General features: G+C 69.3%; 14 protein-coding genes. 11 read left to right on the plus strand and 3 right to left on the minus strand.

The window, feature by feature from the left end; all coding sequences use genetic code 11:
- Positions 1 to 91 precede the first annotated feature (91 nt).
- The 5 genes from H284_RS0118420 to dnaE all read left to right on the plus strand — a co-directional run bounded on the left by H284_RS0118420 (position 92) and on the right by dnaE (position 6,485).
- Positions 92 to 388, plus strand: a complete 297-nt coding sequence (locus H284_RS0118420; protein WP_018191359.1) for a YggT family protein — start codon at positions 92 to 94, stop codon at positions 386 to 388.
- A gap of 148 nt (positions 389 to 536) precedes the next feature.
- Complete coding sequence (locus H284_RS21235) at positions 537 to 1,373, plus strand: DivIVA domain-containing protein (RefSeq protein ID WP_020077377.1); 837 nt, start codon at positions 537 to 539, stop codon at positions 1,371 to 1,373.
- A gap of 31 nt (positions 1,374 to 1,404) precedes the next feature.
- Complete coding sequence (gene lspA / locus H284_RS0118430) at positions 1,405 to 2,013, plus strand: signal peptidase II (RefSeq protein WP_020077378.1); 609 nt, start codon at positions 1,405 to 1,407, stop codon at positions 2,011 to 2,013.
- Positions 2,014 to 2,934: an RluA family pseudouridine synthase gene (locus tag H284_RS0118435; protein ID WP_020077379.1), complete on the plus strand. Its 921-nt coding sequence runs from the start codon at positions 2,014 to 2,016 to the stop codon at positions 2,932 to 2,934.
- Between the two features lie 35 nt (positions 2,935 to 2,969).
- On the plus strand, positions 2,970 to 6,485 hold the full coding sequence (gene dnaE, locus H284_RS0118440) for a DNA polymerase III subunit alpha (RefSeq protein WP_020077380.1): 3,516 nt from the start codon (positions 2,970 to 2,972) through the stop codon (positions 6,483 to 6,485).
- A 22-nt stretch (positions 6,486 to 6,507) separates the two neighbouring features.
- Here dnaE and H284_RS0118445 read toward each other — a convergent pair whose 3' ends face one another.
- Entirely contained in the window at positions 6,508 to 7,038 is a 531-nt protein-coding gene (locus H284_RS0118445; protein WP_020077381.1) for a flavin reductase family protein, read from the minus strand.
- 79 nt (positions 7,039 to 7,117) lie between these two features.
- Between H284_RS0118445 and hisD the strand changes: the two genes are divergently transcribed.
- Genes hisD through H284_RS0118460 form a run of 3 tightly spaced genes read left to right on the plus strand, consistent with a single transcriptional unit; the run spans position 7,118 to position 9,980 of the window.
- Positions 7,118 to 8,428 carry a histidinol dehydrogenase gene (gene hisD / locus H284_RS0118450; protein WP_020077382.1) on the plus strand — a complete coding sequence of 437 codons (1,311 nt, stop codon included), beginning with the start codon at positions 7,118 to 7,120 and terminating at the stop codon, positions 8,426 to 8,428.
- A 16-nt stretch (positions 8,429 to 8,444) separates the two neighbouring features.
- Complete coding sequence (gene nrdR / locus H284_RS0118455) at positions 8,445 to 8,915, plus strand: transcriptional regulator NrdR (RefSeq protein WP_018191352.1); 471 nt, start codon at positions 8,445 to 8,447, stop codon at positions 8,913 to 8,915.
- Between the two features lie 21 nt (positions 8,916 to 8,936).
- Positions 8,937 to 9,980 carry a quinone-dependent dihydroorotate dehydrogenase gene (locus H284_RS0118460; protein WP_020077383.1) on the plus strand — a complete coding sequence of 348 codons (1,044 nt, stop codon included), beginning with the start codon at positions 8,937 to 8,939 and terminating at the stop codon, positions 9,978 to 9,980.
- On the opposite strand, the gene H284_RS0118465 is transcribed toward H284_RS0118460, so the two are convergent.
- Positions 9,948 to 10,898, minus strand: coding sequence for a ribonuclease HI family protein (locus tag H284_RS0118465; protein WP_020077384.1), 951 nt, complete (start codon positions 10,896 to 10,898; stop codon positions 9,948 to 9,950). The two genes, H284_RS0118460 and H284_RS0118465, sit on opposite strands and share 33 nt — an antisense overlap.
- 1 nt (position 10,899) lies before the next feature.
- Complete coding sequence (locus H284_RS0118470) at positions 10,900 to 11,496, minus strand: DUF3043 domain-containing protein (protein WP_018191349.1); 597 nt, start codon at positions 11,494 to 11,496, stop codon at positions 10,900 to 10,902.
- Between the two features lie 41 nt (positions 11,497 to 11,537).
- Between H284_RS0118470 and H284_RS0118475 the strand changes: the two genes are divergently transcribed.
- The 3 genes from H284_RS0118475 (at position 11,538) to ctaC (ending at position 14,475) form a co-directional block, all read left to right on the plus strand.
- Positions 11,538 to 12,992, plus strand: a complete 1,455-nt coding sequence (locus H284_RS0118475) for a dipeptidase (protein WP_020077385.1) — start codon at positions 11,538 to 11,540, stop codon at positions 12,990 to 12,992.
- A gap of 94 nt (positions 12,993 to 13,086) precedes the next feature.
- Positions 13,087 to 13,443, plus strand: a complete 357-nt coding sequence (gene erpA / locus H284_RS0118480) for an iron-sulfur cluster insertion protein ErpA (protein WP_018191347.1) — start codon at positions 13,087 to 13,089, stop codon at positions 13,441 to 13,443.
- A 144-nt stretch (positions 13,444 to 13,587) separates the two neighbouring features.
- Positions 13,588 to 14,475, plus strand: a complete 888-nt coding sequence (gene ctaC / locus H284_RS0118485) for an aa3-type cytochrome oxidase subunit II (RefSeq protein ID WP_018191346.1) — start codon at positions 13,588 to 13,590, stop codon at positions 14,473 to 14,475.
- The last annotated feature ends 4 nt before the right edge of the window (positions 14,476 to 14,479 follow it).

Below are 14,479 nucleotides of genomic sequence, written 5' to 3' on the forward strand. Positions count from 1 at the left end.
CCGGCCCGTCGACGCTCGAAGCGCACCGCCTCCCTCGTCGTCCATTGCGGACGCTCAGGGGACGCGGTGCGCTTTCGTCCATACTGGGAAGGTGTTTGTCGTCTCCCTCATCGCGACCGTCCTCTACTATGCGTTGCTGCTCTACTTCTTCGTTCTGTGGGCCCGGTTCGTGCTCGATCTGGTGCGCGTCTTCGCGCGCCAGTGGCGCCCGCGGGGCTTCGGGCTCGTGCTCGCCGAGTCGACGTACGTGGTGACCGATCCGCCTATCCGCTTCTTCCGCCGGATCATCCCGCGCGTCTCGATGGGCCCGGTGGCGATCGACTTCGGCTGGAGCCTCACCATGCTCGTGGTGATCATCGGCTTGTACGTGACCCTGGGATTCCGCTGAGCGTCGGTCCGCGGTTCGGGGGAAGGCCCGTTGTATCGTTGACGAGCCGACGCGCCGGACAGGCGCTGGAGTGCGCGACTCCCGCCCGCTTTGCTAGCGTTGGCTGAACGCGTTTCTGTTCCAATTTCACGATCTAAGGTGGCTTGCCATGGCGCTGACTCCGGAAGATGTAGTCAACAAGCGGTTCCAGCCGACGAAGTTCCGCGAGGGCTACGACCAGGACGAGGTCGACGACTTCCTCGATGAGGTCGTCGTCGAGCTGCGTCGCCTGAACCAGGAGAACGAAGAGCTCAAGCAGCGCCTCGTGGCGGCCGACTCGCGGATCGCCGAGCTGCAGCGCAGCGGCGGTCAGGGCGGTGCCGCCCCGGTCGCCGCCGCAGCGCCGCAGGCGGCCGACAACGCCGAGACCGAGCGCCTCCAGCGCGAGAACGAGGAGCTCAAGCAGCGCCTCGCCCAGGCCCAGCAGGAGGCCGCGCAGGCGAAGCAGCAGGCCGAGCAGCAGGCGCAGGCCGCTCCGGCCTACCAGGCGCCCGCGGACGACGCGAACGACCCCAACGCCACCAACAACCTGCTCCAGCTCGCCCGCCGTCTCCACGAGGAGCACGTGCGCGAGGGCGTCGAGAAGCGCGACCAGCTCATCGCCGAGGGTCACGCGACGGCGGCCCGGATCGTCGCAGAGGCCGAGTCGAAGCAGCGCGCGCAGATCAGCGCCCTCGACCAGGAGCGCAGCGGCCTCGAGCGCCGCATCGACGAGCTGCGCACGTTCGAGCGCGACTACCGCAAGGGCCTCAAGAGCTACATCGAGGGCCAGCTCCGCGACCTCGACGCTCCGGTGCAGGGCGGCGGAGCCCAGCCCGGCGGTGCGTCCGGCAGCCGTTCCGCGGCGCCCGTGAGCGGCTCCGTCCCGGCGCCGGTCCCCGCGGGCGGCTCCGACGACTCCGGCCAGGGGCAGCAGCCCCCGGCGTTCCCCGGCTTTGGAGGCTAGTCCCTCCCGGTCCAAGGTCAGCATCAGGGCCTTGGCGGTCCTGGCGGTGGTCGCGCTGTGCGTGTACCTCGTCGATCAGATCGCCAAGGTCCTGGTCGTCTCGAACCTGTACGAGGGCCAGCAGATCGAGGTCCTGGGGCAGCTGCTCCAGTTCCATTTCGTCAAGAACGCCGGCGCGGCCTTCTCCATCGGCAGCGGCTCGACGTGGATCTTCTCCATCGTCGGGGTCGGGGTCCTGGGCTTCGTGATCTGGTACGCCCCGCGCATCCGCTCCACCGCCTGGGCCGTGCTGTTCGGCCTCCTGCTGGGCGGCCTGCTCGGCAACCTGACCGACCGCCTGTTCCGCGAGCCGGGCTTCGGGGTCGGCCACGTGGTCGACTTCCTGCAGATCCCGCTGCTGCCGGCGATCTTCAACCTGGCGGACGTCGCCATCGTGTCGAGCATGGCGCTCTTCCTCATCCTCACCCTCCGTGGTGTCGGCCTCGACGGCCGGCATGCGCGCGACGAGGACGAGGATGAGGTGGATGCGGACGACGTGGATGCGGAGGCCGTGGATGCGGATGCTGAGGCCGCGGATGCAGCGGCCGTTGACACCGTTCGCCCCGCGCCCGAACCGCACGACGACAAACCGCAGGCCTAGATGGAGTCGCGCAGCTTCCCCGTCCCGGACGGCCTGGAGGGCTCGCGGGTCGATGCGGGCCTCGCCAAGCTGCTTGGCTTCTCCCGGAGCTTCGCCGCCGAGATCGCCGAGGCCGGCGGGGTCACCGTCGACGGCCGCGAGGCGGGCAAGTCCGACCGCCTCTCCGCCGGCTCCTGGCTCGAGGTCTCGTGGCAGCCGAAGTCCGACGTCGAGATCGTGCCGATCGCGGTCCCCGAGCTGACGATCGTCCATGATGACGACGACATCGTGGTCATCGACAAGCCCGTCGGCGTCGCTGCGCATCCCTCCGTCGGCTGGGAGGGCCCGACCGTGCTCGGGGCCCTGGCCGCCGCGGGTTTCCGCATCTCCACCTCCGGCGCCGCCGAGCGAGCGGGCATCGTCCACCGGCTCGACGCGGGCACCAGCGGGCTCATGGTCGTGGCCAAGTCGGAGCACGCCTACACGGTGCTGAAGCGCGCCTTCCACGACCGCACGGTCGAGAAGATCTACCACGCGGTCGTCCAGGGGCACCCCGACCCGCTGACCGGCACCATCGACGCCCCGATCGGCCGGCATCCCCGATCCGACTGGAAGTTCGCGGTCGTCGCCGGCGGCAAGCCCTCCGTGACGCACTACGAGACCATCGAGGCGTTCCCCTCCGCCAGCCTGCTGGAGATCCACCTGGAGACCGGGCGCACGCACCAGATCCGCGTCCACATGGCCGCTCAGCGGCACCCGTGTGTGGGGGATGCGATGTACGGCGCCGACCCCGTCCTCAGCGCGAAGCTCGGCCTCACCAGGCAGTGGCTGCACGCCGTTCAGCTCTCGTTCGACCACCCGGCGACGGGGGAGTGGGTCACCTTCACGACGACGTATCCCGCCGACCTGCAGCACGCTCTGGACGTCCTCCGAGAGTCGTAGGGCCGACGTCGGAGGACGGCCTTAGGCTTAGATCGATGTCCGACTCCTTCGTCCACCTCCACGTCCACAGCGAGTACTCGATGCTCGACGGGGCGGCGCGTGTCAAACCCTTGGTGGAGTCCGCGGCCGCCCAGGGAATGCCCGGCGTCGCGATCACCGACCACGGCAACATGTTCGGCGCGTTCGACTTCTGGCGCACGGCGACCGACGCCGGGATCAAGCCGATCATCGGCACGGAGGCCTACCTCACCCCGGGTACGCACCGCTCCGACAAGACCCGCATCCGGTGGGGCGACGGCGGCGGCGACGACGTCTCCGGGTCGGGCGCCTACACGCACATGACGCTCCTCGCGGCGACGACCGAGGGGATGCACAACCTCTTCCGGCTGTCGTCGTACGCCTCGATGGAGGGCTACTACTTCAAGCCGCGCATGGACCGCGAGCTGCTGAGCAAGTACTCCAAGGGCATCATCGCGACGACGGGGTGCCCGTCCGGCGAGGTGCAGACCCGCCTGCGGCTGGGGCAGTACGAGGCGGCACGGGCCGCGGCGGCCGACTACCGCGACATCTTCGGCAAGGAGAACTTCTTCGCCGAGATCATGGACCACGGCCTCGGCATCGAGCGCCGGATCATGTCCGACCTCATCCGGCTGGCGAAAGACCTCGGCCTCCCGCTCGTGGCGACCAACGACCTCCACTACACGCACGCGGAGGACGCCAAGAGCCACGCGGCGCTGCTGTGCGTGCAGTCCGGTTCGACCCTCGACGACCCGAACCGCTTCAAGTTCGACGCCGATGAGTTCTACCTGAAGACCCCGGAGCAGATGCGGCAGCTGTTCCGCGACTATCCGGACGCCTGCGACAACACGCTCGCGATCGCCGAGCGCTGCGACGTGAAGTTCGACACGGCGGCCAACTACATGCCGCGCTTCCCGGTGCCCGAGGGCGAGACCGAGCAGACCTGGTTCGTCAAGGAGGTCGAGAAGGGCCTCGAGCAGCGCTACCCGAACGGCATCACGCCCGAGGTGCGCAAGCAGGCGGACTATGAGATCGGCGTGATCTCGCAGATGGGCTTCCCGGGCTACTTCCTCGTCGTCGCCGACTTCATCAACTGGTCGAAGCGCAACGGCATCCGCGTCGGTCCGGGCCGTGGCTCCGGCGCCGGCTCGATGGCCGCCTACGCGATGCGGATCACCGACCTCGACCCGCTGCAGCACGGCCTCATCTTCGAGCGCTTCCTCAACCCCGACCGCGTCTCCATGCCCGACTTCGACGTCGACTTCGACGACCGTCGCCGCGGCGAGGTCATCAAGTACGTGACCGAGAAGTACGGCTCGGAGCGCGTCGCCCAGATCGTCACCTACGGCACGATCAAGGCGAAGCAGGCGCTCAAGGACTCGGGCCGCGTCCTCGGCTTCCCCTTCTCGATGGGCGAGAAGCTCACGAAGGCGATGCCCCCGCCCGTCATGGGCAAGGACATCCCGCTGACCGGGATCTTCGACAAGAACCACCCGCGCTACAAGGAGGCCGTCGACATCCGGGCGGTCGTCGAGACCGACCCCGAGGCGAAGACCGTCTTCGACACGGCGCTCGGGCTCGAGAACCTGAAGCGCCAATGGGGTGTGCACGCCGCCGGTGTGATCATGTCGTCCGACCCGCTGATCGACGTCATCCCGATCATGAAGCGGGAGCAGGACGGCCAGATCGTCACGCAGTTCGACTATCCGGCCTGCGAGTCGCTCGGTCTGATCAAGATGGACTTCCTGGGGCTCCGCAACCTCACCATCATCAACGACGCCCTCGACAACATCCGCGACAACCGCGGAGAAGAGCTGGTGCTCGAAGACCTGGAGCTCGACGACCGGCCCGCCTACGAACTGCTCTCGCGCGGTGACACGCTGGGCGTGTTCCAGCTCGACGGCGGCCCCATGCGGTCCCTCCTGCGCCTGATGAAGCCGGACAACTTCGAGGACATCTCGGCACTCATCGCGCTGTACCGCCCGGGCCCGATGGGCGCGAACTCGCACACCAACTACGCGCTCCGCAAGAACGGGCAGCAGGCGATCACGCCCATCCACCCGGAGCTCGCCGAGCCGCTCGCCGACATCCTCTCGACCAGTTACGGCCTCATCATCTACCAGGAGCAGGTGATGGCGATCGCGCAGAAGGTCGCCGGCTTCTCGCTCGGTCAAGCAGACATCCTGCGCCGCGCGATGGGCAAGAAGAAGAAGTCGGAGCTGGACAAGCAGTTCGAGGGCTTCTCGCAGGGCATGCAGGCCAACGGCTACTCGATGGACGCCGTCAACAAGCTGTGGGAGATCCTGCTCCCGTTCTCCGACTACGCGTTCAACAAAGCCCACTCGGCGGCCTACGGGGTCATCTCGTATTGGACGGCGTACCTCAAGGCGCACTACCCGGCGGAGTACATGGCCGCGCTGCTCACCAGCGTCGGCGACTCCAAGGACAAGATGGCGCTCTACCTCAACGAGTGCCGCCGCATGGGCATCAAGGTGCTCCCGCCGGACGTCAACGAGTCCAACCTCTACTTCGCCGCCGTCGGCGAGGACATCCGCTTCGGCATGGGCGCCGTCCGCAACGTGGGCGCCAACGTCGTCGAGGGCGTCCGCGAGGCGCGCGAGAGCAAGGGCCGCTTCGAGTCGTTCCACGACTTCCTGAACAAGGTGCCCATCCACGCCGCGAACAAGCGCACGGTGGAGTCGCTGATCAAAGCGGGCGCGTTCGACTCGCTCGGCCACACCCGCCGTGCGCTCGTCGAGGTGCACGAGGATGCGGTCGAATCGGCCGTGAAGATCAAGCGCAACGAGGCCAACGGCGACGTCGGGTTCGACTTCGACAGCCTCTGGGGCGAGGACGAGGTGTCGCAGACGCAGCACCACATCCCGCAGCGGCCGGAGTGGGCGAAGCGCGACAAGCTGGCGTTCGAGCGCGAGATGCTCGGGCTGTACGTCTCCGACCATCCCCTCGCCGGCCTCGAACTACAGCTGGCGAAGCTCGCCAGCACAGGGATCGCCGAGCTCGTGGCGTCGGAGAACATCCAGGACGGCGAGACGGTGACGATCGCGGGCCTCGTGACGAGCGTGCAGCATCGCGTGGCGAAGGCGTCGGGCAATCAGTACGGCATGATCCAGGTCGAGGACTTCGGCGGCGAGCTGACCGTGATGTTCATGGGCAAGGCGTACCAGGAGTACTCGGCGCAGCTGCAGGGAGACGCGATCGTCGTCGTCCGCGGCCGGGTGAGCCTGCGCGACGACGGGATGAACCTGCACGCGTTCTCGCTGATGACGCCCGACCTCGGGCAGGCGAACGACTCCGGTCCGCTCGTCATCACGATGCCCGACCAGCGGGCGACGACCGACACGGTCATGTCGTTGAGCGAGGTGCTCGCGCGGCATCCGGGCGAGAGCGAGGTGCGTCTCCGGCTGGTGAAGGGGCAGGTCGCGCGCGTGTTCGAGGTGCCGAAGCCGGTGACGGTGAGCGCCGATCTCTACGGCGAGCTGAAGGGCCTGCTGGGCCCGCACTGCCTGGTCTGACCGGGGTCCGGAGGGCGCCGGGTCAGACCGGGGTGCCGGGACGCCAGTAGGTGCGCTCGTGGTAGACCAGCGGCGCGTCGTCCTCGCCGAGTCCGCCCTGTTCGATCTGCACGATGACGACGGCGCTCTGGTGCACCTGCACGCGGTCGACGATCCGTCCGATCATCCACGCCGTCGTGTCCTTGATCACCGGCAGGCCGTGCGGGCCGCGGTACCAGTGGTCGCCGAGGAACCGCTGGCTGTTGTCGCCGGACAGCGTCTGGGCGACCTCACGGTTGCGCACACCGAGGGTGTGGATGACGACGCGATCGGTCTCCGCGATCGCCGGCCAGCTCGAGGCGGACAGCGCCATGTTGAACGTCGCGAGCGGCGGGACGGCGGCGAGTGAGGCGAGCGAGGTCGCGGTGAACCCGACGGGCGTGCCGTCCTCCCGCTGGGCCGTGATGATGGCCACCCCGGCCGCGTGCCGCCGGAACGTCTGCCGGAAGGCCGCGAGGTCGGGGGTCGCGTCGGCGATGGCGCCGTCGGTGGGGTCGGGGGATGCGCTGTTCATACTGTTGGATACAAGCCCGAATCTGTGTGGACCATTCCGCGGGGGAGGGACTCGCCCGAGCGGATAAGGTGGATGGGCCATGATCCAGACCATCGACCTCCGCGGTGTCCAGCCTACTCGCGCCGCCTTCCAGCGACTCGTGCCCCGTCCCGTCGTGGACGTGCAGGTGGCGATGTCGGTCGCCTCCGAGCTGATCGACGACGTGCGCCATCGCGGCGTCGCCGCCCTCGCCGAGCAGGCCGAGCGTTTCGACGGCGCGGCCCCGGCCTCCGTCCGTGTTCCTCAGGCCGAGATCGATGCGGCAGTCAAGGCGCTTCCCGCCGACGTCCGAGAGGCGCTGGAGGAGGCGATCGCCCGCGTGCGCGAGGCGACGGCCGCGCAGGTCCCGCCGCCGACCGAGACCGTCATCCGCCCGGGCGCCTCCATCGTGCAGCGCTGGGAGCCGGTCGAGCGTGCCGGACTCTACGTGCCGGGCGGAAAGGCCGTGTACCCGTCGAGCGTGGTCATGAACGCCGTGCCGGCGCAGATCGCCGGCGTCGCCTCCGTCGCCCTCGCGAGCCCTCCGCAGCGCGAGTTCGGGGGAGCGGTCCACCCGGTCATCCTCGGCGCGGCGGGCCTCCTCGGCATCGACGAGGTGTACGCGATGGGAGGCGCGGGTGCGATCGGCGCGCTGGCGTACGGCGTCGAAGAGGTCGGGCTCGACCCGGTCCAGGTCATCACCGGCCCGGGCAACATCTACGTCGCCGCCGCGAAGCGTGTGGTGCGCGGTCAGGCGGGCATCGACTCCGAGGCCGGAACCACCGAGATCCTCGTGATCGCCGACGACACGGCGGACCCCGCCTACGTCGCGGCAGACCTCGTGTCGCAGGCCGAGCACGACGAGGCCGCCGCATCCCTGCTGGTCACCGACAGCCCGGCGTTCGCCGAGCGAGTCGTGGCCGAGCTGGATGCGCTGGCCGGCGCCACCAAGCACAGCGAGCGGGTGCGCACCGCGCTCGGCGGCCCGCAGTCCGCGGTGGTGCTCGTGGATGACCTGGCCGCTGCGGCCGCGTTCAGCAACGCCTACGGCCCGGAGCACCTCGAACTCCAGACCGCCGACCCGCAGGAGCTCCTCGCCTCCATCCGCAACGCCGGCGCCATCTTCCTCGGGCCGACGTCGCCGGTGAGCCTCGGCGACTACCTGGCGGGGTCGAACCACGTGCTGCCGACCGGCGGTCAGGCGCGGTTCTCGTCGGGACTCGGCGCGTACTCCTTCCTCCGCCCGCAGCAGGTCGTGCAGTACGACCGCGAGGCTCTGCAGGAGGTCGCCGACCGGATCGTCGCCCTGTCGACGGCGGAAGACCTGCCCGCGCACGGCGAAGCGGTCACCCAGCGGTTCCGCACCCGCTGAGCGATAGAATCCCTCCATGTTCTGCCCCTTCTGCCGTCACCCGGACTCCCGCGTCATCGACTCTCGGACGAGCGACGACGGGCTGTCCATCCGCCGCCGCCGGCAGTGCCCGGAGTGCGGCCGTCGTTTCTCGACGACGGAGACGGCGAGCCTCAGCGTGATCAAGCGCAGCGGGGTGGCGGAGCCGTTCAGCCGCGAGAAGATCGTGCTCGGCGTCCGCAAGGCCTGCCAGGGCCGGCCGGTGACCGACTCCGATCTCGCCGTGCTGGCGCAGAAGGTGGAAGAGACCATCCGCTCGACGGGTGCGTCGCAGATCGAGGCCAACGACATCGGCCTGGCGATCCTTCCGGAGCTGCGCGAGCTCGACGAGGTGGCGTACCTGCGCTTCGCGAGCGTCTACCAGGGCTTCGACTCGCTCGACGACTTCGAGGAGGCCATCCGCTCGCTGCGGCTGGCGCACCACGCGGAGCCGGTGCAGGTCGACTAAGCCAGGTATTCTCTTACCGGCATGTATCGCGCACTCTTCGACCTCGTCCTGTCCCGACTCGACCCCGAGCGGGCCCATCACCTCGCCTTCGTGGTGATCCGCGCCCTCCCGGCCGTCGGGCTCGGCGGGCTGGCCCGGCGCTTCACGGCCCCAGATTCGTCGCTCGCCGTCGAGACGCTCGGTCTGCGGTTCGACTCGCCGTTCGGCGTCGCCGCCGGCTTCGACAAAGACGGCGAGGGCGTGCTCGGTCTCGGCGCACTCGGTTTCGGCCACGTCGAGGTCGGCACGATCACCGCGCGGCCGCAGCCCGGCAACGACAAGCCGCGGCTGTTCCGTCTCATCCCGGACCGTGCGGTCATCAACCGGATGGGCTTCAACAACCACGGCGCCGGTGCCGCTGCCAACCGGCTGCTCCGCGTGCGACGCGCATCCCGGCGTCCCGTGCTCGGCGTGAACATCGGCAAGTCGCGGGTCGTCGCCGTCGAGGACGCGACGGAGGACTATCTCACCAGCGCCCGCGCGCTCGCACCGGTCGCCGACTACCTGGTGGTCAACGTCAGCTCCCCGAACACCCCCGGCCTCCGCGGTCTGCAGGAGCTCGAACTGCTCGGCCCGCTCCTCACCACCGTCAAGGATGTCGCCGGTACGACGCCGCTCCTGGTCAAGATCGCCCCCGACCTCACCGACGAGCAGGTCGAGCGCATCGCGCGCCTCGCCGTGGAGCTCGGGCTCGCGGGCATCATCGCCACCAACACCACGATCTCGCGCGACGGGCTCCGCACCGATCCCTCCGTCGTCGAGGCGGCCGGGGCGGGCGGCCTCAGCGGCGCCCCGCTCGCCGCACGCTCCCTGGAGGTGCTGCGACTCATCCGGGCCGTCGTGCCCGCCGAGCTCTGCGTCATCTCCGTCGGAGGCGTCGACACCGCGGAGGACGTGCAGGAGCGGCTGGATGCCGGGGCCACGCTCGTGCAGGGTTACACCGCGTTCCTCTACCGCGGCCCGCTCTGGGCCCGGCAGATCAACCGGGGGCTGCTACGCCTCCGGCGTGCCCTGGTGGAAGCGTAGGCGCCAGCGTCCGGAGCTGCGCACCCACAGCGAGCTGCGCAGGGTCGCCCCGCGGGCATCCGTCGTCCGTGCGGTGAGCAGCAGCGTCTCCGAGGCGACGCGGTCGACCGCGAGCACCTCCATGGCGGCCGCCTGGTCGTCTTCGACGGCCAGCTCGGAGATGATCGCATCCCGACCCCAGAGCCGGCCGGAGCGCCCGATCTCCTCGAACGAGGGATGCAGCAGCTCGGCGAGGCGGGATGCGTCCGAGCGAACCGCGGGCTCCAGCAACTCGCGCTCCAGTCGCGCGACGACCTGCTCGTCCGTCTCGTCGGCCGCGAGGTCGGCGAAGAGGTCGAGCTCGAGAGAGGCGTCCTGCGCGGGGGCGGGTGCGGCGGCTGCAGCGGCAGCAGCCGGTGCAGTCGCGGGCGCCGCTGCCGCGGGTGCCGGAGCCGGCTCCTCCACGGCGGCCGCGCGACCCGGCCAGCCCGGACCGATCGGGATGGGATCGCCCTTCTGATACGCGAGCGCGACGGCGCGAGCACGCTCGTCCGCCGCTTCGTTGAGCTCGTGGCCCGCGTGGCCCTTGACCCACTCGAAGCGATAGCTGCGGCCCTGCAGGGCACGGTCGAGACGCTCCAACAGCTCGCGGTTCAGCACCGGAGCGCCGTCGGCTTTGCGCCATCCCTTGCGCTTCCAGCCCGGCATCCACTTGGTCACCGCGTTGATCACGTACTGGCTGTCGCAGAAGATGTGCAGGTCGTCGCCGAGGTGGGCGGTCGTCTCCAGCAGGTCGATGACCGCCATGAGCTCGCCCTGGTTGTTGGTGCCGTGCGGCCAGCCGCCCGCGGACCAGTGGTCGTCGTCCACGTACCAGGCCCAGCCGGCCGGGCCGGGATTGCCGAGGGCGGAGCCGTCCGCCGCCGCGACGATCGCCACGTCAGCTCGGGAACTGGCCGCGCTTGACCTGCGGCTTCGGCAGGCGCATGACCCGCAGTTGCAGTGCGCGCATCGCGGCGTACCAGCGCAGGCCGCGCTCCACCTTCGTCGTGCCGAACTTGGCGCCGATGCGCTTGCGCACCAGGAAACCGAGCACGAAGCAGTCGATCACCGCGATCAGGAAGAAGCCCCAGAGCGCGAACAGGCCGTAGACCTGCATCTCCGGCCACGGCAGGAAGGTCAGGATGATGACGATCAGCATCACCGGGATGAGGAACTCGCCGATCGAGAACCGGGCGTCGACGTAATCGCGCACGTACCGGCGCTGCGGTCCGCGGTCGCGAGCGGTCAGATAGCGGTCGTCGCCGGCCGCCATGCCGATGCGCGCCTTCTCGCGTGCCTCCGCCTGCTTCTGCCGGGCGACGCGTGCCGCCTCCTTGCGGTCCGTCGGCACCAGCGGGCGCTTGCGGGCGGCCTCCTGCTGGCGGCGCGAGGGCGTCGGTGCGCCCTTGCCCTGCTTCAGCCGGGCAGCCGTCTCTTCGGGGGTCTCGGCGACGGGCGTCTCCGCCTCGCTTGCCGCATTCTGTCGTTTCGCCAACTTCGAGCCTTCGCTTGTGGGGTCCGCTTAAGATTACCCGCATGACAGACAGCCAGCAGACCCCAGTTCCCGCGGCCGCCGACGATGCGTCGGGCGGAGCGACCCCCGGCGTCGAGGCGGAGGTCCGCGCCGCGGTCGAGGCGGGGTTGCCGTCGGCCGTCGCCGACCTCTCGCAGCTCGTCCGCATCCCCTCGGTGTCGTGGTCCGCGTTCGACCCGCAGAACGTGCGCCGCAGCGCCGAAGCCGTCGCCGCGCTTCTGACGGACACGGGGATGTTCGACAGCGTCGAGATCAAGCAGGCGCCGATCGGCGACGGCGACGCGCTCGGGCAGCCGGCCGTGCTGGCGACACGGGCCGCGAAGAACGGCCGCCCGACCGTGCTCCTCTACGCGCACCACGACGTCCAGCCCGAGGGCGACGAGGCGAACTGGGACACGCCGCCGTTCGAGCCGACCGTGCGCGGTGACCGCCTCTACGGCCGCGGCGCCGCCGACGACAAGGCCGGCGTGATGACCCACGTCGCGAGCGTCCGCGCCCTGCGCGATGTGCTGGGCGACGACCTGGAGGTCGGTCTCGCCGTCTTCATCGAGGGGGAGGAGGAGTTCGGCTCGCGCTCGTTCGCGAACTTCCTGCAGCAGAACACCGCGGCCCTCGCTGCGGACGTCATCGTGGTCGCCGACTCCGACAACGTCGACGTGAACACTCCCGCGCTGACCGTGTCGCTGCGCGGCAACGTGACGTTCCGGCTCACCGTCTCGACCCTGGAGCACGCGTCCCACTCGGGCATGTACGGGGGAGCGGCACCGGATGCGATGCTCGCCATGGTCAAGCTGCTCGCCACCCTGCACGACGACGATGGGGCGGTGGCCGTCGAGGGGCTCACCTCGTACGACGCCGCGGCCGAGCCGCCGGCGTTCACGGAGGAGCAGCTCGCGGAGGACGCGGCGTTCCTGCCCGGCGTCACCAGCGTCGGCCGCGGGCCGATCCTGTCGCGGATGTGGTCGCAGCCGACCATCACCGTCACCGGCATCGACGCGCCCAGCGTGGCCAACGCATCCAACACCCTGCTGCCCAGCGTCGCCGTGCGGATCAGCTCCCGCGTCGCACCCGGCCAGCCCGCTCGCGAGGCGTACGAGGCGCTCGAACGCCACCTGCGGGCGCACGCGCCGTTCGGCGCGCACATCGCGATCGACGACGTCGACCTCGGCGACCCGTTCCTCGTCGACACCGACGGATGGGCGGCGACCGAGGCGAAGCGCGCGATGACCGACGCCTGGGGCGCCGAAGCGGTCGAGACCGGCGTCGGCGGCTCCATCCCGTTCATCGCCGATCTCGTCCGCGAGTTCCCGGCCGCGCAGATCCTCGTGACCGGCGTCGAGGACCCGGACACGCGGGCTCACAGCCCCAACGAGTCGCTGCACCTGGGCGTGTTCAAGCGCGCCGTGCTGACCGAGGCGCTCCTGCTCTCGCGGCTCAACGGGCGCACCGCATCCTGAGCAGATCCCGCGCTCTGCCGAATTTCCAGTTCGGCGACGTACAATCGACGCAGATTTCGTTCCGAAGTCCCGTTTCACCTTCGTGAGGAGTCCCATGACCGACACAACGCTGACCGCGACCAAGGCCCACGGAGTCGGCCTGACCGACGCCGCGGCATCCAAGGTCAGGAGCCTGCTCGAGCAGGAGGGCCGCGACGACCTGCGTCTGCGCGTCGCCGTCCAGCCCGGCGGATGCTCGGGTCTGATCTACCAGCTGTACTTCGACGAGCGCATGCTCGACGGGGACGCGACCGTCGATTTCGACGGAGTGGAGGTCATCGTCGACAAGATGAGCGTCCCGTACCTCGACGGTGCGTCGATCGACTTCGAGGACACGATCCAGAAGCAGGGCTTCACGATCGACAACCCCAACGCGACCGGTTCCTGCGCGTGCGGAGACTCCTTCCACTGAGCCTCATATAGCACAGAGAAACACATCGGGCCGCCCTCCACAGGGCGGCCCTTTTGTTCGGATCAGGGTGTCAGTCGGAGTAGGGTAGACACAGCCACATACAGTTGCATGTGAACTGTCCAGTAGTCACTCGAAAGGTCACCGGTGCGTCACAATCGCCGTCTCCGATGGGCTGCCATCCCGATCGCCGCGACGCTCGTCGTGGCACTCGCGGGCTGCACGCAGGCTCAGCTGCACGGATTCCTCCCGGGCTTCGTCGAGGGCGAGCCGCCCGTCACGAACCACACCGACCGCATCAGCGGCCTCTGGGTGACCAGCTGGATCGTCCTGCTCATCGTCGGCATCGTCGTCTGGGGCCTCACGCTCTGGGCGGTCATCGTGTACCGCCGCCGGAAGGGCCAGACCGGCCTCCCCGTGCAGCTGCGCTACAACATGCCGATCGAGATCTTCTACACGATCGTGCCGCTCATCCTGGTGCTCGGCTTCTTCGCCTTCACCGCGCGCGACCAGAACGCCATCGAGCAGCCCTACGCGAACCCGGACGTCAAGATCCAGGTCTACGCCAAGCAGTGGGCATGGGACTTCAACTACGTCAGCGACAACGTCTACGACCCGGGAATCCAGGTCCAGCCGGATGACAACAGCGCCACCCCCGGATCGGTCCAGGAGGGCGAAGTCCCGACCCTGTACCTCCCCGAGAACAAGAAGATCACGATCCAGCTCGACTCGCGCGACGTGATCCACTCCTTCTGGGTGCCGGCGATGCTCTACAAGAAGGACGTCATCCCGGGCAAGACCAACTACATGTACTTCGAGACGACCGACCGCACGGGCACCTTCGTCGGCAAGTGCGCCGAGCTCTGCGGCGAGTACCACTCCGCGATGCTCTTCAACGTGAAGATCGTCCCGCAGTCCGAGTACGACGCACACATCAAGAGCCTCCGCGCCCAGGGCTACGAGGGTCAGCTGGGCTCCGAGTACGACCGCAACCAGAACCTGCCCGGAACGGGCGCCCCGCAGGGCAACGAGTAGGACG

Origin of the sequence: Cryocola sp. 340MFSha3.1 (assembly GCF_000383315.1) — a bacterium.
Taxonomy (GTDB): domain Bacteria; phylum Actinomycetota; class Actinomycetes; order Actinomycetales; family Microbacteriaceae; genus Leifsonia.